General features: G+C 59.9%; 23 protein-coding genes and 1 pseudogene. 16 read left to right on the top strand and 8 right to left on the bottom strand.

Translation table 11 applies throughout. The features are described 5' to 3' along the window. Window positions 1–1,158 carry a phospholipase D-like domain-containing protein gene (locus tag AC30D9_RS10430; RefSeq protein ID WP_490144003.1) on the top strand — a complete coding sequence of 386 codons (1,158 nt, stop codon included), beginning with the start codon at window positions 1–3 and terminating at the stop codon, window positions 1,156–1,158. 139 nt (window positions 1,159–1,297) lie between these two features. Here the strand turns inward: AC30D9_RS10430 and bglX are convergent, their stop codons facing one another. Beyond that, complete coding sequence (gene bglX, locus AC30D9_RS10425) at window positions 1,298–3,589, bottom strand: beta-glucosidase BglX (RefSeq protein ID WP_490144002.1); 2,292 nt, start codon at window positions 3,587–3,589, stop codon at window positions 1,298–1,300. A gap of 250 nt (window positions 3,590–3,839) precedes the next feature. Here bglX and AC30D9_RS10420 point away from each other — a divergent pair, with 250 nt between their 5' ends. The 6 genes from AC30D9_RS10420 (at window position 3,840) to AC30D9_RS10395 (ending at window position 8,673) form a co-directional block, all read left to right on the top strand. Further along, window positions 3,840–4,448 (top strand): LemA family protein, encoded by a 609-nt coding sequence (locus AC30D9_RS10420; RefSeq protein ID WP_134923153.1) that lies wholly within the window; start codon window positions 3,840–3,842, stop codon window positions 4,446–4,448. 136 nt (window positions 4,449–4,584) lie between these two features. Then, on the top strand, window positions 4,585–5,334 hold the full coding sequence (locus tag AC30D9_RS10415; RefSeq protein WP_134923154.1) for a TPM domain-containing protein: 750 nt from the start codon (window positions 4,585–4,587) through the stop codon (window positions 5,332–5,334). A gap of 28 nt (window positions 5,335–5,362) precedes the next feature. Then, the gene (locus AC30D9_RS10410) at window positions 5,363–5,980 is read left to right on the top strand and encodes a TPM domain-containing protein (RefSeq protein ID WP_134923155.1); all 618 of its coding nucleotides are present in this window, start codon (window positions 5,363–5,365) and stop codon (window positions 5,978–5,980) included. A 236-nt stretch (window positions 5,981–6,216) separates the two neighbouring features. Then, window positions 6,217–7,434 (top strand): class I SAM-dependent methyltransferase, encoded by a 1,218-nt coding sequence (locus tag AC30D9_RS10405; protein ID WP_490144001.1) that lies wholly within the window; start codon window positions 6,217–6,219, stop codon window positions 7,432–7,434. Window positions 7,435–7,667: 233 nt separating this feature from the next. Next, complete coding sequence (locus tag AC30D9_RS10400; RefSeq protein WP_490144000.1) at window positions 7,668–8,249, top strand: DJ-1/PfpI family protein; 582 nt, start codon at window positions 7,668–7,670, stop codon at window positions 8,247–8,249. Window positions 8,250–8,328: 79 nt separating this feature from the next. Continuing rightward, entirely contained in the window at window positions 8,329–8,673 is a 345-nt protein-coding gene (locus tag AC30D9_RS10395; protein ID WP_134923158.1) for a YegP family protein, read from the top strand. A 161-nt stretch (window positions 8,674–8,834) separates the two neighbouring features. On the opposite strand, the gene AC30D9_RS10390 is transcribed toward AC30D9_RS10395, so the two are convergent. Further along, the gene (locus AC30D9_RS10390; protein WP_490143999.1) at window positions 8,835–9,854 is read right to left on the bottom strand and encodes a DUF4917 family protein; all 1,020 of its coding nucleotides are present in this window, start codon (window positions 9,852–9,854) and stop codon (window positions 8,835–8,837) included. 141 nt (window positions 9,855–9,995) lie between these two features. Between AC30D9_RS10390 and yiaY the strand changes: the two genes are divergently transcribed. Then, window positions 9,996–11,144: an L-threonine dehydrogenase gene (yiaY, locus tag AC30D9_RS10385; protein ID WP_134923160.1), complete on the top strand. Its 1,149-nt coding sequence runs from the start codon at window positions 9,996–9,998 to the stop codon at window positions 11,142–11,144. On the opposite strand, the gene AC30D9_RS10380 is transcribed toward yiaY, so the two are convergent. Further along, window positions 11,141–12,304, bottom strand: a complete 1,164-nt coding sequence (locus AC30D9_RS10380; RefSeq protein WP_490143998.1) for a multidrug effflux MFS transporter — start codon at window positions 12,302–12,304, stop codon at window positions 11,141–11,143. The two genes, yiaY and AC30D9_RS10380, sit on opposite strands and share 4 nt — an antisense overlap. Before the next feature lie 13 nt (window positions 12,305–12,317). Continuing rightward, a complete protein-coding gene (locus AC30D9_RS10375; RefSeq protein ID WP_134923162.1) occupies window positions 12,318–13,553 on the bottom strand; it encodes an aminotransferase class I/II-fold pyridoxal phosphate-dependent enzyme in 1,236 nt (411 codons plus the stop codon). Window positions 13,554–13,811: 258 nt separating this feature from the next. Here AC30D9_RS10375 and fos point away from each other — a divergent pair, with 258 nt between their 5' ends. From fos to AC30D9_RS10360, 3 genes are all read left to right on the top strand, one after another. Continuing rightward, window positions 13,812–14,228 (top strand): fosfomycin resistance glutathione transferase, encoded by a 417-nt coding sequence (gene fos / locus AC30D9_RS10370; protein WP_134926588.1) that lies wholly within the window; start codon window positions 13,812–13,814, stop codon window positions 14,226–14,228. Between the two features lie 190 nt (window positions 14,229–14,418). Further along, on the top strand, window positions 14,419–15,768 hold the full coding sequence (locus AC30D9_RS10365; RefSeq protein ID WP_307574732.1) for a sensor domain-containing protein: 1,350 nt from the start codon (window positions 14,419–14,421) through the stop codon (window positions 15,766–15,768). A gap of 252 nt (window positions 15,769–16,020) precedes the next feature. After that, entirely contained in the window at window positions 16,021–16,524 is a 504-nt protein-coding gene (locus AC30D9_RS10360) for a DUF4142 domain-containing protein (protein ID WP_109755919.1), read from the top strand. A gap of 86 nt (window positions 16,525–16,610) precedes the next feature. Here AC30D9_RS10360 and AC30D9_RS10355 read toward each other — a convergent pair whose 3' ends face one another. Next, window positions 16,611–17,015, bottom strand: a complete 405-nt coding sequence (locus tag AC30D9_RS10355; RefSeq protein WP_490143997.1) for a low affinity iron permease family protein — start codon at window positions 17,013–17,015, stop codon at window positions 16,611–16,613. Window positions 17,016–17,189: 174 nt separating this feature from the next. On the opposite strand from AC30D9_RS10355, the gene AC30D9_RS10350 reads away from it, so the two are divergent. Next, the gene (locus AC30D9_RS10350) at window positions 17,190–17,336 is read left to right on the top strand and encodes a hypothetical protein (RefSeq protein ID WP_162893799.1); all 147 of its coding nucleotides are present in this window, start codon (window positions 17,190–17,192) and stop codon (window positions 17,334–17,336) included. 56 nt (window positions 17,337–17,392) lie between these two features. On the opposite strand, the gene AC30D9_RS10345 is transcribed toward AC30D9_RS10350, so the two are convergent. The 3 genes and pseudogenes from AC30D9_RS10345 to AC30D9_RS10335 form a co-directional block, all read right to left on the bottom strand. Next, window positions 17,393–17,803, bottom strand: coding sequence for a type II toxin-antitoxin system HicB family antitoxin (locus AC30D9_RS10345; RefSeq protein WP_109755917.1), 411 nt, complete (start codon window positions 17,801–17,803; stop codon window positions 17,393–17,395). Window positions 17,804–17,843: 40 nt separating this feature from the next. Next, a pseudogene (locus AC30D9_RS10340) lies at window positions 17,844–18,020 on the bottom strand (type II toxin-antitoxin system HicA family toxin); the annotation flags it as partial. Between the two features lie 277 nt (window positions 18,021–18,297). Beyond that, window positions 18,298–18,927, bottom strand: a complete 630-nt coding sequence (locus tag AC30D9_RS10335; RefSeq protein WP_490143996.1) for a LysE family translocator — start codon at window positions 18,925–18,927, stop codon at window positions 18,298–18,300. 145 nt (window positions 18,928–19,072) lie between these two features. Here AC30D9_RS10335 and AC30D9_RS10330 point away from each other — a divergent pair, with 145 nt between their 5' ends. The 4 genes from AC30D9_RS10330 to AC30D9_RS10315 all read left to right on the top strand — a co-directional run. After that, entirely contained in the window at window positions 19,073–19,555 is a 483-nt protein-coding gene (locus AC30D9_RS10330) for an Lrp/AsnC family transcriptional regulator (protein ID WP_134923166.1), read from the top strand. Between the two features lie 379 nt (window positions 19,556–19,934). Next, window positions 19,935–20,129 (top strand): hypothetical protein, encoded by a 195-nt coding sequence (locus tag AC30D9_RS10325; protein ID WP_109755914.1) that lies wholly within the window; start codon window positions 19,935–19,937, stop codon window positions 20,127–20,129. 133 nt (window positions 20,130–20,262) lie between these two features. After that, entirely contained in the window at window positions 20,263–20,448 is a 186-nt protein-coding gene (locus AC30D9_RS10320; RefSeq protein ID WP_109755913.1) for a hypothetical protein, read from the top strand. 503 nt (window positions 20,449–20,951) lie between these two features. Further along, on the top strand, window positions 20,952–21,293 hold a 342-nt coding region (locus AC30D9_RS10315), incomplete at its 3' end, for a calcium-binding protein (RefSeq protein ID WP_490143995.1).

Raw genomic sequence — 21,293 nt, 5'->3', positions numbered from 1 at the left:
ATGAGCGGCCCGGTATTCCCCTGGCGTGAAGGCAATCGCTTCGAGTTGTTGATCGACGGCCCGCAGTTCTTTCCGCGCATGCTGGTGGAAATCGCCCGTGCCCAGGAACAGGTCGAGCTGGAGCTGTACCTGGTGGAGGCGGGCGCTTGCGCCGAAGCGATGGTCCAGGCACTGGTCCAGGCCGCCGAACGTGGCGTTCGCGTGCGTTGCCTGTTCGATGACTACGGCAGCCTGGCGTTTACCCTGGCCCTGCGCAAGCGCCTGACCGAGGCTGGAGTGGAGTTGCGTTTCTACAATCGGCTGAGCTGGCGCCGCTGGGTGCGCAACCTCTACCGGGATCACCGCAAACTGCTGTTGGTGGACCAACGCCTGGCCGTGGTCGGTGGCACCGGAGTGACCGATGAATTCTGGAACCCCCTCGACGACCGCAGTGAGTGGCACGAAGTGATGGTGGAAATCGTCGGTCCGCTGGTGCTCGACTGGCAATTGCTGTTTGATCGCCAGTGGCTCGCCAACCGTCATCGGCGAGCCTGGAAACCGGCGTCCAACTTTGGCTTGCCGCGTCTGCCGCGCGTTCCTCCGGTGGGCGAGGGCATGGGCCGGGTGGCGTATGCCGACGCCCGCCAGCATCGCGACATCCTGCAATCGCTGTCGCGGGCATTGAACAGCGGCCAGAAACGCATCTGGATGGCGACGCCGTATTTCCTGCCAACCTGGAACGTGCGCCGATCCTTGCGCAAAGCGGCGGCCCGAGGCATCGACGTACGCCTGCTGCTGACCGGCCCGCGTACCGATCACCCGTCCGTGCGCTACGCCGGGCATCGTTATTACCCGCGATTGCTCAAGGCTGGCGTACAGATCTTCGAATACCAGCCGTGTTTCCTGCACCTGAAGATGGTATTGGTGGACGACTGGGTCAGCATCGGTTCCTGCAATTTCGATCACTGGAACCTGCGCTTCAACCTGGAAGCCAACCTCGAAGCCCTGGATTCCAGGCTCAGTAGCGCAGTGGCGGCGAGTTTCGAACGGGACTTCGCCCAGAGCCTGCAAGTCAGCCTCGACGCCTGGCAGCGCCGGCCGCTGTGGAAGCGGTTCAAGCAGCGGGTGTGGGGGTTGGTGGATCGGGTGGTGGTGAATCTGTTGGATCGGCGGGGGTAAGCGCAATTCTTTAAAACACTGGGCCCAATGTGGGAGCGGGCTTGCTCGCGAAGGCGGTGTGTCAGTCGACTCAATTGCGACTGATCCACCGCCTTCGCGAGCAAGCCCGCTCCCACAGGGAGTTTGCGTTGCCTGAGGGTCAGAGCAACTCAAAACTCTGCTGCTTCACGTCCTGGGAATCCAGGCCAATCTGCACGTTGAACTTGCCCGGCTCAGCCGCGTACTTGAGCTGGGCATTGAAGAATTTCAGGTCGTCCTCGGTGATGGTGAAGTGGATGACTTTCTTCTCGCCAGCCTTGAGCATCACCTTGCGGAAGTTCTTCAGTTCCTTCACCGGGCGGATGATCGAGCCGGTCACGTCCTGGATGTACAACTGCACCACGGTTTCGCCGTCACGCTTGCCGGTGTTTTCCACCGTCACGCTGGCGTCGAGCTTGCCAGTCTTGTTCAGCGTGGTCGACGACAGGGCCATGTCCGACAAACTGAACTCGGTGTAGCTCAGGCCGTAGCCGAACGGATAGAGCGGGCCGGTGGTGTCATCGAAGTACTGCGAGGTGTAGTTGCCCGGTTTGCCCGGCGTGAATGGCCGGCCAATGCTCAGGTGGTTGTAGTAGGTCGGAATCTGCCCCACGGAGCGTGGGAAGGTAATCGGCAGCTTGCCCGATGGGTTGTAGTCGCCGAACAGCACGTCGGCGATGGCGTTGCCGCCTTCGGTGCCGCTGAACCAGGTTTCCAGGATGGCATCGGCCTGCTGTTTTTCTTCCAGCAACGACAGCGGACGGCCATTCATCAGCACCAATACCAACGGCTTGCCGGTGGCCTTCAGAGCCTTGATCAACTCGCGCTGGCTGGCCGGGATGTTCAGGTCGGTGCGGCTCGAGGATTCATGAGACATGCCACGGGACTCACCCACGGCGGCCACCACCACATCGGCATCCTTGGCGGCTTTTACCGCTTCGTCGATCAGCACCTGGGCCGGGCGCGGGTCGTCCACCACTTCCGGGGCATCGAAGTTGAGGAAGTTCAGGTAGTCGAGCACCTTCTTGTCGCCGGTAATGTTGGCGCCACGGGCGTAGATCAGCTTCGACTCAGCGCCCAGGGCGCGGGTCATGCCGTCGAACAGGGTGACCGATTGCGCAGGACGCCCGGCGGCGGCCCAACTGCCCATCATGTCGATCGGTGCCTTGGCCAGTGGGCCGACCAGGGCGATTTTTGCCGTCTTCTTCAGCGGCAGGGTCTGGTTGCGGTTTTCCAGCAGGACCAGGCCGCGGCGCGCCACGTCACGGGCGTCGGCGCGGTGCAGGCGGCTTTCGGCGTAAGTGTCGGCGGGGTCGTCCTCTGCCTTGCCTATGCGCAGGTACGGGTCCTTGAACAGGCCCATGTCGTATTTGGCCGCGAGCACTTCCCGTACCGCGTTGTCGATGTCGCTCTGCTCGATCTCACCGGCCTTGAGCAGTCCTGGCAGCTCCTTGCCGTAGAGCGAGTCGTTCATGCTCATGTCGATGCCAGCCTTGATCGCCAGCTTCGCCGCTTCGCGACCGTCCTTGGCGACGCCGTGCTTGATCAATTCGAAGATCGCGCCGTGGTCACTGACCGCCAGGCCCTTGAAGCCCCACTCCTTGCGCAGCAGGTCGTGCATCAGCCAGGTGTTGGCGGTGGCGGGCACGCCGTTGATGGAGTTCAGCGCGACCATCACCCCGCCGGCCCCGGCGTCGATGGCGGCACGATAGGGGGGCAAGTAGTCCTGGTACATTTTCACCGGGCTCATGTCCACGGTGTTGTAGTCCCGGCCACCTTCCACCGCGCCGTACAAGGCGAAGTGCTTGACGCTGGCCATGATGCTGTCGGCTGCGTTGGCGCCGTTGCCCTGGAACGCCTTGACCATCACCCCGGCGATGCGCGACACCAGGTAGGTGTCCTCGCCAAAACCTTCGGAGGTCCGGCCCCAGCGCGGGTCGCGGGAAATGTCGACCATCGGCGCGAAGGTGATGTCCAGGCTGTCGGCCGCCGCTTCCTGGGCGGCGATGCGGCCGGAGTGGTAAATGGCGTCCATGTCCCAGCTCGAGGCCAGGGCCAGGGGGATCGGGAAAATGGTGCGGTGGCCGTGGATCACGTCATAGGCGAAGAACATCGGGATCTTCAACCGGCTGCGCATGGCCGCGTCCTGCATCGGACGGTTTTCATCGCGAGTGATGGAGTTGAACGTGCCACCGATATTGCCGGCGGCGATTTCCTTGCGGATCATCTCCCGAGGCATTTCCGGGCCGATGCTGATCAGGCGCAACTGGCCGATCTTCTCTTCGAGGGTCATTTGCTTCATCAGGTTACTGATGAACGCGTCCTTGTTCTCTATGGGGGCTGGCAGATTGTCGGCTAATACGGATTGACTGGCCAGACTGACAAACAGGCCCAGCAAACACAGCTTCTTCATGAATAGTTTTCTCGCAAGCCTAAAGGGCGGGGAATCACACCACGCCGGTCAGCCAAAATGTGAGGAGCGGCTATTGTTGTTCAGTTAAATGCAGCACACTTTCGAACCCATTAGGCTGAACTTAGTTTCGCACTGCGCATCTTTTAGCCCATCGACCCGATTCAATCCAGTGCGGCGCAGATTATGCCCCAGACGCCGGTGCGATAGGTGGCCGTGTTTTCCAATGTCATGCAACGGAGAGCTTCATCCGATGAATCTACGACTGAACCACCGCGCAGGCCTGCAAATGCTGGCCCTGATGCTGTTCACTTCGCTGCTGGCCGGTTGCGGCATCAATAACATCCCGACCCTGGATGAGCAGGCCAAGGCCGCCTGGGGCCAGGTGCAGAACCAGTACCAGCGCCGTGCCGACCTGATTCCCAACCTGGTGGAAACCGTCAAGGGCTACGCCCAGCACGAGCAGGAAACCCTGACCGCGGTGGTTGAAGCGCGGGCCAAGGCCACCTCGATCCAGGTCGATGCCAGCACCCTGGACAACCCGGAAAAACTCAAGCAGTTCCAACAGGCCCAGGATCAACTGAGCGGCGCATTGAGCCGGCTGATGGTGGTGGTTGAGCGTTACCCGGACCTCAAGGCCAACCAGAATTTCCTGGCCTTGCAATCGCAGCTCGAAGGCACCGAGAACCGCATCGCCGTGGCCCGCCGCGACTTCATCCTGGCGGTGCAGAAGTACAACACCGAAATCCGCACGTTCCCGGGACGCCTGTGGCACAGCGTGATGTACAGCGACTTGCCGATCCGCGAAACCTTCGAGGCGACCAGCCCCAATGCCGAGAAAGCGCCTGAGGTGAAGTTCTGAAAAAACTGTGGGAGCGAGCCTGTGGGAGCAAAGCTTGCTCGCGATGAACGATAACGCGGTCATTAGAAAGACCTAGGTGCCTTCATCGCGAGCAAGCTCAGCTCCCACACCAGCTCGCTCCCACACAGGAGTTACGATGCGAGTGTTGAAAATTGGCCTGGTGCTGTTGCTCTGGGTGTTTGCCATCACGGCCCAGGCCGAGTTGAAATTTCCGGCATTGACCGGGCGGGTGGTGGACACCGCCCAGATGCTCGACCCGTCGGTGCGCGGGCAACTGGAGGCGCAGCTCAAGGCCCATGAACAGGCCACTGGCGAACAAGTGGTAGTGGTCACGCTGGCGGACCTGCAAGGCAGCAGCATCGAAGATTTCGGCTATCAACTGGGACGCCACTGGGGCATCGGGCAAAAGGACAAAAACAACGGTGCGTTGCTGATCGTCGCCCGGGATGACCGTAAACTGCGTATCGAAGTGGGCTACGGTCTGGAGGATCGCCTGACCGACGCCCAGAGTTCGGTGATCATCAATCAGGTGATTACCCCGGCCTTCAAGACGGGCAACTTCAACAAAGGCATCAGTGATGGCGTCGCGGCGATGCTGGTGGTGCTGGGCGGTAGCCCGTTGGACGAGCCGGCACCGGCATACAGTGCGGATGGGCAGCAGGAGCAGGGCGATTTCGTCGAGCGCCATCCGGGGCTGTTCATCTTCCTGGTGATCCTGTTTATTTTGACGATATTGGTGTGCCAGATGCTCGGTATCCTGCCGAGCGGAAGCGGTGGCTCCAGCCGTTCGGGCGGAGGCGGTGGAGGCTTCGGCGGCGGAGGCGGTGGGGGCTTCAGTGGTGGTGGCGGCAGTTTCGGGGGCGGCGGTTCGTCGGGCGGCTGGTGACAATAATAATGAGCAGGCACTTTTAACCATGGCATTACTGACTGAACACGAACAACGCAAGGTCGCCGAGGCCATCGCCCGGGTCGAGCGACATACCGACGCCGAGCTGGTCACGGTGTTGGCCGCTCGCGCCGACGACTACGCCTACATCCCATTGCTCTGGGCCAGCCTGTTGGCCCTGGTGGTGCCCGGCGTGGTCCATTACCTCACCGGTTGGCTGGCCGTGCACAGCCTGTTGCTGGTGCAGTGGGTCAGTTTCATTGTGCTGTGCCTGGTGTTTCGCATCCCCAGGATCACCACGCACCTGATCCCCCGTTCCGTGCGTCACTGGCGGGCCTCCAACCTGGCGCGTCGGCAATTCCTCGAACAGAACCTGCACCACACCGTGGGCAGCACGGGCATGCTGATCTTTGTTTGCGAGGCCGAGCGCTATGTGGAAATCCTGGTGGACGAAGGTATTTCCAAGCGGCTCGACAACAAGAACTGGGACGCCATCGTCGCGGCGTTCACCCAGCAGGTCCGCCAGGGGCAGACGTTGCAGGGCTTCGTGACGTGTATCGAGGCGTGCGGTGAATTGCTCAAGGAGCACGTGCCGGTGACCCAGGAGCGCAATGAATTGCCGAATCGGCTGGTGGTTTTGGGTTGAGATAAATTTCTGCCGGACACCGTTGTGGCGAGGGGATTTATCCCCCGCTGGTCTGCGCAGCAGACCCAAACCAGGCGACGAGGTCTGCCTGCATAACCGGTTGTCGGTTATTGGGGGGCTACGCCCCCAGCGGGGATAAATCCCCTCGCTACAATTGATTTTTCCCGTGCCCTCACTCCCCATCCCCCCTAAAATACCCGCCATTCCCGATTCGCCCGCCTCGAGGCCGCTTGTTCATGTCCGCCATCGCAACCCCCGCCCGTTCCGCGCCGGATCACCATGCCCAGTTCATCGAACTGCTGCACACCAGCCTCGCGCAAGACGCTTTCATCAAGCTGGTGCTGGCCAAGTACGTCGGCGACGAAGCGGATCTCCAGCGTTTGATCATCAAGCAGCTGACGGTCAAGGATCAGCCGTGCCTGTCCTTCGTTTACCGCTACAAGACCCGCGATATCACCAAGAATTTCCCGCTGGCCGAAGGTGTGGACACCATTGCCGCGCTGTTGCCGGCGTCATTCAAGAACGCGCATTTGCTGGCGGTCACCGACGAGGCGCAACTGGAATACAGCAAGAAGGGCAAGAGCTCGCTGTTCAAGAGCAAGCCCCAGCAACTACGGGAAGTGCCGTCTGCCGAGCACAACCGCGAGAAAAACCGCTTCCTCGACCTGAGCCGGCCGTTCCTGGCTGATTTGGGCGTGACCAACCACAAGCACGAGCTGATCCCGGCGATGTCGCGCAAGTGGAAGCAGATCAACAAATTCATCGAGGTGTTCAGCCATGCGCTGACGTCTTCGCCGCTGGCCCTGGACAAACCGGTGCGGGTTTCGGATTTCGGTTCGGGCAAGGGCTACCTGACCTTTGCCATCCATGATTACCTGCGCAACACCTTGCGGGCCGAAGGCGTAGTGACCGGTGTCGAGTTGCGCGAAGATATGGTCAAGCTGTGCAACGAAGCCGCCGCGCGCCTGGAGCATCCGGGCCTGAGCTTCCAGCACGGTGACGTGCGCAGCGTGGCGCCGAGCGCGGTGGATGTGATGATCGCCTTGCACGCCTGTGATATCGCCACCGATTACGCGATCCACATGGGCATTCGTTCGGGCGCCTCGATCATCATGTGCTCGCCGTGCTGCCACAAGCAGATCCGCCTGCAGATCCAGAGCCCGGCCTTGCTCAAGCCGATGCTGCAATATGGCCTGCACCTGGGCCAGCAGGCGGAAATGGTCACCGACAGCTTGCGGGCGCTGTTCCTGGAAGCCTGCGGCTACGAGACCAAGGTGTTCGAGTTCATCTCCCTGGAGCACACCAACAAGAACAAGATGATCCTGGCCGTCAAACGCGCCGAACCGGCGGACCCCTCCGAGCTGCTGGCGAAGATCCAGGAACTCAAGGCCTTCTACCACATCTCCGAGCATTGCCTCGAAACGCTGTTGCGGGCGGATGGATACCTCGCCTGACCTACTGACACGTTACCCCCTGTGGGAGCGAGCCTGCTCGCGATTGAACGATGACGCGGTGTGCCTGATAAACCGCGCCGCCTGAATCGCGAGCAGGCTCGCTCCCACAAGTTGCATCCAGCCTCCTGCGGTATGCAGCCCGTCAGGTAATCGCCGCTTATCCCTCATCCACCGACGTACCGGTCTACCTTTAATGCGTTAACCACTTACGCGTTCCAAAAGGAGACCTTCCCATGGCGGCCAAGAAAATCCTGATGCTGGTCGGCGATTACGTCGAAGATTATGAAGTCATGGTGCCGTTCCAGGCCTTGCAGATGGTCGGTCACACCGTGCATGCCGTGTGCCCGGACAAAACCGCGGGGCAGACGGTGCGCACAGCGATCCATGATTTCGAAGGTGACCAGACCTACAGTGAAAAACCGGGGCACTTGTTCGCCCTCAACCATGACTTCGCCAACGTCCAGGCCACCGACTACGACGCATTGCTGGTGCCGGGTGGACGCGCGCCGGAATACCTGCGCCTGAATGAAACCGTCCTGCAACTGGTGCGTGATTTCGACCTGGCGGGCAAGCCAATTGCTGCGGTATGCCATGGCGCGCAACTGCTGGCGGCGGCGGGCATCCTCGAAGGGCGCGAATGCAGCGCCTACCCCGCGTGTGCCCCGGAAGTGCGGCTGGCGGGCGGGACCTATATCGACATTCCCGTGACGCAAGGCCATGTCCAGGGCAACCTGGCGACCGCATCGGCCTGGCCTGCGCATCCAAATTGGCTGGCGGGGTTCCTGACGTTGCTGGGCACGGCCATCACTTTGTAAACGCTGCACAGCGTACTGGCAGGGCAAGCCCAGCGGGTCTTTACTCTCGGGGCATGTCTTCATTGCCAGGAGAAAAATCATGTCCGGATGGTACGAAATCAGCAAAAGCAGCAGCGGCCAGTTTCGGTTTGTGCTCAAGGCGGCCAACGCTGAGACCATTTTGACCAGCGAGCTGTACGCCACCCGCAGCGGTGCCGATGGGGGTATTGCTTCGGTGCAGAAAAACAGTCCGTTGGCCGAGCGCTATGAACTCAAGAACACCAAGGACGGCCATCCGTATTTCAACCTCAAGGCGGCCAACCACGAAGTGATTGGCAGCAGCGAGGCTTATTCATCGGACGCCGCCCGGGACAAAGGCATCGCCAGCGTCAAGGCCAACGGTCCGACGACGGTGATCAAGGACAAGACCCTGGCGGCGCTCTGACAGGACGGTAATAAGAGGATCTGTGGCGAGGGGGCCTGTGGGAGCAAGGCTTGCCCGCGATGCAGGCGCTGCGATTGTGCAGGCTAGCCGAGTTATCGTGCATCGCGAGCAAGCTTTGCTCCCACAAGTGAACCCCCTCGCCACTCAGGTTTACCCTGGCTTTAAACCTCCACCGGCACCGACAACTTCGGATCGCCCAGCGGATGGCTCTTGGCATCGAAGAAGCGCAATTCAACCTCCAACCCTTGGAACACTTTGGCGTAATGCCGCTTCTGATGCTGGATGAACGCCTGGCTACGGGGATAGATCGAAATCGCCACGGTTTTCGGTGCGGCCAGGCGCAGGGCATGAATGATGTGCCGATCCTGCTCACCCAGGGCATGGCCAAACAGGCACAAATTGTCGCGGTGCTGCAGCAACTGCTCATAGCAGAACGACAGGTAATCGCTGCTGCGGATGGTCTTGAGCTTGTCGGTGCTGGGGCCTTCATTGACGAACAGCGGCACGTCGTCGAGGGTCTTGAGGGTGTTGTTGATGGCGAAACTGCCGAGCAAGGTGCCTTCGGTGGACGTGAGCTTGCGTGCCGTGCCGTCCTGGTTACGCACCAGGTGCAGGCCGCCGTGCAAGTACAGCAGGCGCGGTTTGTCCGTGGTCGCCCGGCTCAGGTCGAAACTGTGGTCATCGCCCAGGAACAGGTCGCCGATGGTCTCGGGCGCGTGCTGGATCGCCCAGTAGTTGAGTAGGTCGTAGTTGGTGGTGAACACCGTGCGGTAGCGGCCCAGCTCCTGGTTGAGCGTCGCCAGGGTCGAGGGTTGCACCAGGCGCCATGGGATATGCACCGCATGCACGGTGTTGATCAGGGCTTCCTTGATCGCGTAGTAGCGATTGCGCGGGGCCGCGGAGCTGACGGCCAGGGCCTTGTTGATCCGACTGGTGGTTTTCAGCGCGCCGAGCACCTGTTCGAAACTGCGGGTTTGCATCGCCTCGAACACGCTCAGCTCCGACGGGCTCAGGGGTTTTTCTTCGACAACGCGGGCATTTTCGAACAGCGAGTCATAGCCGAAATCGTCCCACACCGCGCGGCTGGCTCCATTGCCCACCAGCAGGCCGCTGAAGGCGGTATCGGCGCGCACGGCCTCCCAGTCTTCGAGCCGGGTGTCGTATTCCTGGAAATCGGTCATCGCAAGGGTCATCTCAAAAACGTGGCAAAGGCAGGTCGCGACTTTATCACGACCCAGTCTTGAGCCAGATCAAGATACCTCATGACTACTGGGTCATTCTGTAGGCCCGCCGATCCGGCCTCTATCCTGGAGCGTGACCTCATGAGCAGCACCTTTTTCATTCCCGCCGTGAACATCATGGGGCTGGGCTGCCTCGATGAAGCGATGACCGCGATTCGCAACTACGGCTTTCGCAAGGCCCTGATCGTCACCGACGCGGGGCTGGCCAAGGCCGGCGTCGCCGACAAGGTGGTCGAGTTGTTGGCGCTACAGGATGTCGACTCGGTGATTTTCGACGGTGCCAAGCCCAACCCAAGCATTGCCAATGTCGAACTCGGGCTGGGGCTGCTGAAGGAGAGCCGGTGTGACTTCGTCGTGTCCCTGGGCGGCGGCTCGCCCCACGACTGTGCCAAGGGCATCGCCCTGTGCGCCACCAATGGCGGGCAGATCCGTGATTATGAAGGCGTCGATCGTTCGAGCAAGCCGCAATTGCCGTTGATCGCCATCAACACCACGGCGGGCACAGCCAGCGAAATGACCCGTTTTTGCATCATCACCGACGAGACGCGCCACGTGAAAATGGCAATTGTCGATCGCAATGTGACCCCCCTGATGTCGGTCAATGATCCGGCGTTGATGGTGGCGATGCCCAAGAGCCTGACGGCCGCCACGGGCATGGATGCGCTGACCCACGCGATCGAGGCTTATGTCTCCACCGCCGCCACGCCGATTACCGATGCCTGTGCCCTGAAGGCCATCACCTTGATCAGCAACAACCTGCGCCTGGCCGTGCGCGACGGCAGCGATCTGGTGGCGCGGGAAAACATGGCCTACGCGCAGTTTCTCGCGGGGATGGCGTTCAACAATGCGTCGTTGGGTTTCGTGCACGCCATGGCGCATCAACTGGGTGGTTTCTACGACTTGCCTCACGGCGTGTGCAACGCGGTGCTGTTGCCTCATGTGCAGAGCTTCAACGCCTCGGTATGCGCTGCTCGCCTGACCGACGTGGCCCATGCCATGGGCGCCGATACGCGTGGCTTCAGCCCGGAAGAGGGGGCCCGGGAAGCCATTGCGGCGATCCGCAGCCTGGCCCGTGACGTGGACATTCCGGCCGGTTTGCGTGACCTGGGCGTGCGCCTCAACGACGTACCGGTGCTGGCCGCCAATGCCTTGAAAGACGCGTGCGGCCTGACCAACCCACGGGCGGCGGACCAGCGGCAGATCGAAGAGATTTTCCGCAGCGCGTTTTAAGCGACCCGGGGCGGCACGCACCTCACACAGAGCATCGCCGCCGTCCCTAGCAGCGCGCACAACGCTGCCAGTGGCCAGGCCTGTTGGCTCAACAACAGGCTGGCCATGGCGCCGATCATCGAGGCCATGAGTTGGTGCAGGAACCCGCTCAACGCCATGGCATAGGCGCCGGCCACCGGTGAACCTTCGTTGGCCAGGGACAGGCTGATGGGGTAGATCAACGACTGGCCAAACACCGCGAAGCAATACGGCAACCAGAAGAGCAACGCGATGCTGTCCAGGGTAAGGCTGCCTGCCAGCATGGTCGCGCTCCCGCCCAGCACCAGCGCAATGCCCCAGCCCATCATTCGCCGTTGACCGGTGCGCAGTACAAAAGCATTCACCGCCAGCGCCCCGAGCAAGTACGCCGCACTGACCGGCCAGCCCAGCAGGCCGTATTCAATTGGCGACCAGTGGAAGCTTTCCTGCAGGATCAGCGGCGCTGCGGTATTGAAGGCGACGATCACGCCGTAACCCAGCCCACCGGCCAATGCCGGCAGCAGGAACGCGGGTTGTCGGAGTATCTGCCCGTAGATGCCCCACGCCGATTGCCCATTGCTGGCGTTTACCAGCACCGGGAACCGGGCCCGGGATACCGCTGCCGCCATGGCCAGGCTGACGGCGCCCAAGCCCTGGAAAATCGCTTCCCAGCCGAAAGCGGCCTGGATCAGCGAACCCAGGTACTGGCCGATCCCGAGGGCAATCACAAAGGCGATGGATATCCATGACAGCGCCTTGGCCAACAGGTCGCCGCTGAAACTGTCACGAATCAATACCCGCGCCATCACCGAGATACCGCTGGCGCCGATGCCCTGGATCAACCTGAGTGTCAGGAACGCCTCCACGGTTGTGCCCAGCGGCAGGGCCAGGTTGCCTAAACCGTACAACCCCAGCGCCATCAGCAAGACCGGCTTGCGCCCCAGGCGCTGGCTCAGGCTGCCCCACAGCAACATGGGCAGCGCCATGCCGATCAGGTACACCGACAACCCCCATGAAACCCGGGACGCATCGGCGCCCAGGTCCCGGGCGATGTCGGGCAGGGCCGGCAAATAGATGCTCATGCCCAGTTGTGCCAGGAAGACGGTGGTGCAGGTGACGATCAGGGTTGTACGGTTCTTCATCAAGCGTCCTGTCTCAAGGGCGGATATCACGCCCGTGGGTCAGCAGCAGTTCGGTGATCTTTTCGCAAAACGAGCGGATCACGTTCGGCTCCATGTCGGCGCGCAGGGTGATGCGAACAGCGGCCTTGCCTTGCGGCACCACGGGAAAAAAGACCGCCGAGGTGAAATACCCCAGTTCGGCCAGTTCGACCGCCAGGCTGTTGGCCAGGGCCGCTTCACCGCAAGGCACCATACGGATTGCCATGGGGTTGCCGCGCTGTTCGGTACGCACGAGGCTGTCGAAGAGGCGAATATTAGCCTGTAAGCGCTCCTGCAAGGTGCTGAATTCCCGGCTGCGGTGCAGGCGGATCGAGGCCATGCCGGCGCCGATGGCTGCTGCGTTCAGGCTCTGGGACCAATTGCTCGGCCCACCGTAACGCTGCACCAGGGCCTTGTGCCGTTCACTGCCAAACATGACCAGCCCGCCACTGGCGCCAAATGACTTGGCCAGGGAAGCCACGATCAGGGTGCGCTCGTCCACGGCAGGGAGGCGCGAACGGACCAGGCCCGCGCCGGACTCCCCGACCGCGGACAACGCGTGGGAGTCATCCAGATAGAGAAACAGGCCGTAGCGTTGCTTGAGGTACATCAGGCTGTCGAGATCCGCCAACCCGCCCATGCTATAAGCGCCGTCAGCCACGTACGCCACGCTGCGCTGGCGTTTGCACATGTCTTCGATGAAATCCATGTCGTTGTGCGGGCAGGTGATGACCTGGGTTTCATCGGCGCAGGCGGCCTTGCAGTGGTTCATCGAGTAATGGGCATGTTTGTCGAACACCATGACGGGTGAACAATTGTTGGTGAACGCACCGCTGGCCAGCAGCGGCAGGATTCCGGCGCTTGCCGCACTGCACGACAAGGCACTGAGGCAACTGGCGCCAAACAGCTCCGACAATTGGGTTTCGTACTGGTCCAGGATTGCCAGCTTGCAGCGATTCTTTGAGTTGGCGACCCGGAGGGTTCCGGTTTCCCACAGGGTAGTCATGGCGCCGTCCAGCAGCGCGGGGTGGTAGTCCAGGCCCAGGTAGGAAGTGGTGCAGAAGTGATGGAAGGTGCGACCGTATTGGTCGACCAGCACATTGGGTGTCTTGACCTCGACATTCAGTCCTGAGACTTTTCCGGCCTCGGTGCTCTGCCAGTCCTGGTCGGCGAGGGAAATGACCTTGCGGTAGTTGGTGAAGTGGTGGGGCGCTTGAGCAGTCTGGTTCATGGTGCGATTACATTCCTTGGTGAGTGGTGCTGTCCGTGGGGTGTTTCAATAGCTGTGTGTTTCCAGACTTTACAGATTGTTGTGCAGGGCTTTGAATCGGCTGTTTCCGGCGTGTTTGAGTGTCACTGGAGATTTCTGCGTAGGACTTTGCCTAAGGCCTTGGGCGGGGAATCCATCGGCGACGTCGGAGCTTGGGAACCCCATGGGTTCGCCCCAAGCCCGCTGGGTTATCACTATTTTTCTGAAGGTTGTTTGCTGATGCTTTCTGGCCTCAATCATCTGACCCTTGCCGTCACCGACCTGGATCGCAGCGTGGTTTTTTATGGCGAGCTGTTGCAGCTGCGTCTTGAGGCCAAGTGGAACGGCGGGGCCTATTTGTCGCTGCCGGGATTGTGGTTGTGCCTGTCTTTTGACCCGTTGCGCAGGACCGAGCCGGCGGCGGACTACACCCATTACGCTTTCAGCACCAACGCCGAGGATTTCCCGGCCTTGGTGGCGCGGCTGAACGCGGCCCGGGTGGCGTCGTGGCGGGATAATCGCAGCGAAGGGAATTCGTTCTACTTTCTCGACCCGGATGGGCACAAACTCGAGGTTCACGTGGGAGACCTGGCATCCAGGCTGAAGGCCTGTCGGCATGCTCCTTATGCCGGAATGGAGTTTTTTACGGAGCCGTGACGAGGCGGCTCTCTGGAATCGTGGCATCAGGCGATGAGCCCTGCTTATCTCGCGCAGTTTGCATACTGATCACCTACGCTATCCTCATCGTATGATGGGTGCGCGTTGGGTCCGCACGCTGTACCAGCGTGGTGAACCGACGATCCCCCGGTTCACTCACCGCCGCATTATCCGGATGACCTCCTGCCCCATGGACACTCGAAGCTCCGCGCCGCTGGCCAGCTACATCGACCTTCTGCTGGACGCCGTGTGTGCCGTCGACGGTCAAGGGCGTTTCGTGTTTGTCAGTGCCGCCTGCGAGCGCATTTTTGGCTACACCCCGCAGGAGCTGATCGGCCAACCAATGATTGACTTGGTGCATCCCGCCGACCGCCAGCGGACCCTCGAGGCGGCGCGGGAGATCATGGACGGTGAGCCCAAGCTCAATTTCGAGAACCGCTACCTGCGCAAGGACGGTCGGGTGGTGCATATCCTGTGGTCGGCACGCTGGTCGCCGGCGGATCAACTGCGCATTGCCGTGGCCCGGGACATCACCGAACGCAAGCAGGCCGAGTCCCGGCAAGCGGCGTTGTATGCGATTTCCGAGGCGGCCCATGCCGCGGCTGACTTGCTGGCGCTGTTCAAGCGCATCCACCTGATTATTGGCGAGTGGCTACCGGCGCTGAATTTCTCGGTGGCGCTGTATGACGAGCAATGCGCGCAACTGAATTTTCCCTATCATGTTGACGATCGGGAAGGGCAGCCCGAGTTGCCGGGCACTGTTACCGGGCGTTTGTGCGCCGAGGTGATTCGCAGCGGCCAGCCAATCCTGCTGACGCCCGGTTGCAGCCAGCTGCCGTCGGGGTTCGCCGACCTTGTGGCGCAGCCGGACGCGCCGTGTTGGCTGGGCGTGCCGCTGAACTCGCAAAGCGGCACGATTGGCGCGCTGATCGTCAAGAGTGCGCCGGACACCGAGCGCTACACCGAGCAGGACAAGGAACTGCTGCAATACGTCTGCGCACAGATCACCATCGCCATCGAACGCAAGCAGTTGCACGCCCGGTTGCAGCACATGGCTCAGTACGATCAGTTGACCCAGGTGCCCAACCGCGAATTACTTCGTGAACGGTTCAAGTGCGCACTGGCGACCGCCCGCGCTGCGTCCGGGCGCATGGCCTTGCTGTACATCGACCTGGACCGTTTCAAGCAGGTCAACGACACCTATGGCCATGGGGTTGGCGACATGCTGTTACAAGCGGTGGCCAATCGTCTCAAGGGCTGTATACGCGACACCGATACCGTGGCGCGTATTGGCGGAGATGAGTTCGTGGTCCTGCTGCACAGCATCCAGGCCTTGGAGGATGCCCACGGCGTGCAGGAAAAAATCCGTCATGCACTAGCCCAGCCACTGCGTCTGGACGGCCACTGCCTGAGCATCGAACCGAGTATCGGCGTGGCCTGTTTCCCCGACCATGGCACGGAAGATGTCGCACTGTTTCGCTATGCCGACGAGGCGATGTATGCCGCCAAACGCCACAATCACAGGGCGTTCGGTATCTGATAGCGCGCCACCGTTCGTCGCGGCGCCACTGGCTTTTTTCAACCTTTCGAGCGTTGTCCTTTTCAGATGTCAGGCGAGTTCCGCCCGCCGGAAACATCGTCCATGATCGAACGAAGAGGCTTGAAGCGGGTCGCAGAAGTAGGAGAACCACCCGCGTGGCTGTCGACAGCAATTCAGCGGAAAGCGAAAACGGGTGGTTCTGATTCAGAGGCGGGAACCCCGCCAGAACTTTTATCAGAGGAGGGCGCGACCATGAGCCGTATGGCCAGCTTTTTTCGCACCACCAGCGTCATTGTGCTGATGGGCCTGGGGGCCAACAGTGCCTGGGCCCAATCGCCTGCCGAATTCATCAACGATGCTTCAGCCAAAGGCATGGCCGACATCGAGGCCAGTCGCATGGCCCACGGGAAAGCCGAATCCAGAGAGGTCAAGGATTACACCATCATGGTGATCAATGACCGTACCACCGCCAATCAACACCTGGCGAAGATCGCCAAGAAACTCGACTTGCCTGTCGCCCCCCGGGAGGAAGTGGCTGACAAGGCCAAGGCCCTGATGCCGCAGGTCCAGGAAGGCGAGTCCTTCGAGGCGGCTTATGCCGCCAGCCAGGTCAAGGCCACTGAAGAGGCCATCGCGCAGATCCAGCAGCAGGCCCAGACCACCGAAGTGCCGGAAATCAAGGCCTTCGCCGATGAGACCCTGCCTAAGTTGCAGACCCATCTCGAAATGGCCAGGGCGTTGCAAGCCAGCCGCTGATCCGCTGCGTTTTGTATCCACTGCCGGGACGTTCGCGTCCCGGTTGATTTTTGCCTGTCGAAGGAGAACCTTTCAGCGCATCTGCGTCAGCACTGGTTCAGGTCCACTTTGTTCTTTTCTTCCAGGCCTTCAAGGTTCTTGGCTTCGCCCTGGCCCATGGCTTGGTAGTGCTTTCTCAGCGCCTCCAGTTGCTTGAGGTCCAGCGACTCGAGCCCGAGCATTGCATTCTGTGCCTCCTTGGTTGCTCGCAGTAACTCATCGACCTTGAGGTGCAAGATGTCGGTATCGCGGTTCTGCGTGTTTTGGATCAGGAACACCATCAGGAAGGTAATGATCGTGGTTGACGTGTTGATGATCAGTTGCCACGTATCATTGAACTGGAATAAAGGCCCACTGAGGGCCCAGAGCACCAACAACGCGATGGCCCCCAGAAATGTCTTTGGGCTTCCCGCCCAGAGAGCCAGTTTTTGAGCGATTTTTGCGAAGGTCATTGCTGTGTTCCTTATGGATGCACCTGTCTGGTGTGACAGCAACGAAACGGTGAAAATTCTACTTACATTTCAGTCGCCAACATCCGTCGACGTTCATCGGCCGGCATGATGACAGTCGCAACGATTGCCACTCTCGCAGGTCACTGCTGAAAGCCCTCGGTATTGGAGTACATCATGAATCTCGCCCGCACTTTTTGCCTCGCCTGCGCTTTGTTCGCCCTGCAAGGCTGTTTCGACAACTCGGATAACGAGACCAAGGACAACACTGATGGCACCAAGTCTTCGGTGCAGATGCAAGAGTCTGGAAAGGAGAGCAAATAACGTATAGCTGATCCTGTGGGAGTGAGCTTGCTCGCGCCCACAGGTAGTGGCGGCTCTCATCGCCCTTGTTGCAACACCTTCAGGGCTGCCGAAGCGAGGAACCCGGAACGGCTCTTCTCTTCAGGATGGTGCAACACATACTCATCGATACGATTGAGCAGGTAGCCGGGCAGCGTGATGTTGAGCTTCTGCGCCTTGCCCAGGTACTTGGTCACATCGATGTCCACCAGCGCCCAGGTGCAGCCGGCAAATTTCGGATTGGCTGCGTGCAAGGTAACGGTGTTGGCCGGTGGAATCGGCGAACCGTCTTCAGCCAAAATCTCGAAGTGTCCCTCAATGGCCTCACGTGCCATCGCCATGGCCTCGTCCAGGTCGTCGCCAGCGGAAAAACAACCGGGAATATCCGGCACTTCAACACCCCAGGCGTGCTTGTCATCGCCCATGGAAATCGCAATCGGGTAAAGCATATTCATCGTCCTCCGGGAACGTTGCGCAACGAGCCGGCTGAAGCAGCGCCTGTTGCAAAATACTGATGGCCGTCTTCTTGAGCAGATCTTTCTTCGGATGAGGAACCGTGACCAATCCCGGTTTGGTCGGGTGCTTGAAGTGATGGTGGCTGCCCCGAACCCGCACCAGATACCACCCGTCTGCAATGATTTGGCTTATCAAAAATCGGCTATTCACAACACCTCCGTGTGGTGTGCTTGGTGGGTACTATACCTACTGAAAATTAATGATCAACACTATACCCACCAGGGACGCCACTGGTGGGTTCGCGCAGGCATTGCAACGAAGTCTAGAAGCGGTGTTGTACAAGGGCGGCAGAGGGGCAGGGTGGGTTTATTTCGGGATGTGAGACAGGGCGAAATGCGGGTGGGGCGAGGGAGCTTGCTCCCGTTGGGCTGCTAAGCAGCCCTGGATTACAGCTCAAATCAGGAGCCGCTTCGCGAAGCTGCGGTCGTTATGGCTGCTGCACAAACGTCAGCCGTACAGCAAAACCAATCAGAAGACTCCCGAACAACCACTGCTGTACACGCTGGGCCGAAGGCGATCGCTGAAGCCAGCGTCCAAGTGCGAAACCCGCCAAGGCGTAAGTGCTATCGAACAGCAGGCCGACGCCGACCAGCACCACGCCCAGGGTCGCGAATTGCCCCAGCACCGGCCCGCCCTGTGGATCGATGAATTGCGGTAACAACACTGAACAAAACAGCAAGGCCTTGGGGTTGAGCAGATTGGTCAGCAGCCCACGCCGAATCGCCTGGTACCAACGCCGCTTTCCGGCCTCGACAGTGGCGTTTTCAAAACTCGGCAACAACGTGCTCCGCAAGCATTGAAAACCGATCCATAACAAGTAGGCGGCCCCGGCCAGACGCACCACATCAAAGGTCCATGGCGCGGTCTTGAACAAGGCCGAGAGCCCCAACGCTGCCAATGCAACATGACACCCACGAGCAATTCCCAGGCCCACCGCCGTCGCCAGCGCCGCGCCCCTGCCCTGACGGGCACCGGTTTGCAGCAGCAGGATCATGTCCGGCCCGGGCAAAACGTAGACCACCATCAAGGCCATCAGGAACAACCAGAGCTCTGCCATGCCGCACCCCCTTCATCGACGATTCGCAAGTGCCCAGTCTATGGCCCAGGGGCAGGGCAGGTGGTTGCGAAGTCAGCTTCTAAAGCTTCATTAATTGGCATAATCTGCCAGCTATTCACACCATTCCATCGGAAACTGCCAATTCATGAAACTGGATGCCTTCGATCGCAAAATCCTCGCCGCGCTGCAACGCGATGGTCGCCTGAGCAATGTGCAACTGGCCGAAGAAATCGGCCTGTCCCCGTCACCCTGCCTGCGCCGGGTGCGGATGCTCGAAGAGGCCGGTGTCATTCGCGGTTACCAAGCCATCCTCGACCGTGATGAAGTGGGGCTCGGACTGACGATCTTTGTCGGCGTGAAGGTTGAACGGCACAACGACGAACAAGCCGAAGCGTTTCGCCAGGCCGTTACGTCGTTGCCGGAAGTGATCTCGGCTTTTCTGGTGTCGGGTGAATCGGATTTTCTGTTGCAAGTGGTGGTGCCGGACCTGCGGGCCTACGACCGATTCCTCACCGGGCGGCTGCTGAAACTGCCGGGGGTGAGCGATATCCGCAGCAACTTTGCGATTCATACGGTGAAGACGCCGGGGGCGTTGCCGTTGGGGCATTTACCGGGCACTGAGCAATGAACGACACAAGTGGGCGGCCAAGATCCCAAAAGCCCCGCTGTGAAAAAGACCGGGGCTTTTTGTCTTGTCGTTAGGTGGGGAATGTTGCGACTCCCATTCTCAAGCGTTGGGTCTATCTATTGTTTCTCGGCTTTTTTTCTAACTCAACTTTCGGTCTTGGCGTAATGACTAACAACGTAGGCGCGCCCCCTACGCAATTCTCGGATTCTGCCTACAAACTAAGCGAGAGTCGCCCGCTATCTCCAATTGCTCGGATAGGAAATAGTGCTTCTCTGACGGACTATGCAATGGGCAATGAGCGCTTGACGCTCGACAGATTTTGTCGGCGTTGCAGAAAGCGACGCTTGGGGCGGTGTCCCAAACCTTGGAAGGATGATCAATGCTTCAGAACGACCGCGATAATTTAGAGCTCGATAAACTATTGGTCGAAACCCGAAAATTGTTGGCTGAGACTCGCAAGCTTACGGCCGAGGAAACGAAGCTGAAGCACGAAGCCTTCTGGTACCCATACGCAGTAGGGGCTGGAGTAGTGACCGCCATTGTCGCTGTTGCGGGTTTTGGAATTAAAATTTGAGCGCCGGTTCGCCGCAATGCGCCAATACCCACCCTACATGACGGGTACTTGAGCTTTGCAAGCACATGGCTCACATTGCTCGAAATAGTTTACAGACTCAGCACGGCCCGCGACCTCGGAGGAGAATGAGACGATGCCTACACATCGCAGTTATCAAGCCAGCATCGAGCAATTGCATCAAGAGGTAGAGGCGTTAGCTGAAGAGATGAGGCGCCCGACTCCGACCACAATCCGGGTTACATTGCTGCCGTTCAGCATCGGTGCTGCGTTCGCCCTGACCCTGTTTACCGTTGTCGCTTTTGTCGCAAAGCATGTTTGATTCTATCGCTCGGATACTTTATTCGGCATAACCAAGTCCGGTTTGCTCGGCACGCTTGCCGCCCCGCAGTGTCCCTCGTTCTCCGCTAGCCTCATCGGGACGCGTCGCGTCGCGGGGCACCGTAGGTCAAAACACCTGCACGCTACGCTCCTTGGGTATCGGACACTCTTGTGTGAAGAGATATTAACGTGCTATCACGCAAGGAAGTGCCCCGTTAACCTCCCAATAGGGAGAAAGGCCTTGGATGGAGCTCAGCATGGATCGGCTGTGCCAATACGCAATTGATCGTAAAAAACAAAACATACTTCGGTTTTCAAATCGGGCGGTTTTGTCGTGCCTGAAATTTAATAAATGACACATTATTGCCCATTTTCTAGACGAAATCTCCGCTCAAGCTTTATTGGCCAAAGCCGAAAAACACCGCAGAGATTCATGCTTCAGTTTTGTAAACAAACACTGATTTTACGAGACCTCCTCTACCATCCTTAAAGCAAGGAAGAAAAATGGCAGTTATTAATGGAACAGCTGGCGCAGATGCACTAATTGGCACCGCAGGCGATGATGAGATCAACGCTCTGGGCGGGAACGATGTCATCACGAGCAGTGCTGGCGCAGACAAAATTGATGGCGGTGCTGGTTCAGATACTGTCGACTACTCGGCATCTACTGAAGGTATCAGTATAGATGTGCGCCTGGGCACTGGACTTGTTGGACGGGGTGGCGACGCAGAGGGGGATACTCTCATTGGTATCGAAACGGTCATAGGCTCTGCCTTCAACGACGTGCTCTCCGCTGGTCCGTACAGCATCGTCACAGGGGTACGGCTGGAAGGGGGGACCGGCGAT

It is taken from the genome of Pseudomonas sp. DF11 (assembly GCF_058148565.1).
This window is presented reverse-complemented; position numbering and strand designations above follow the sequence as displayed.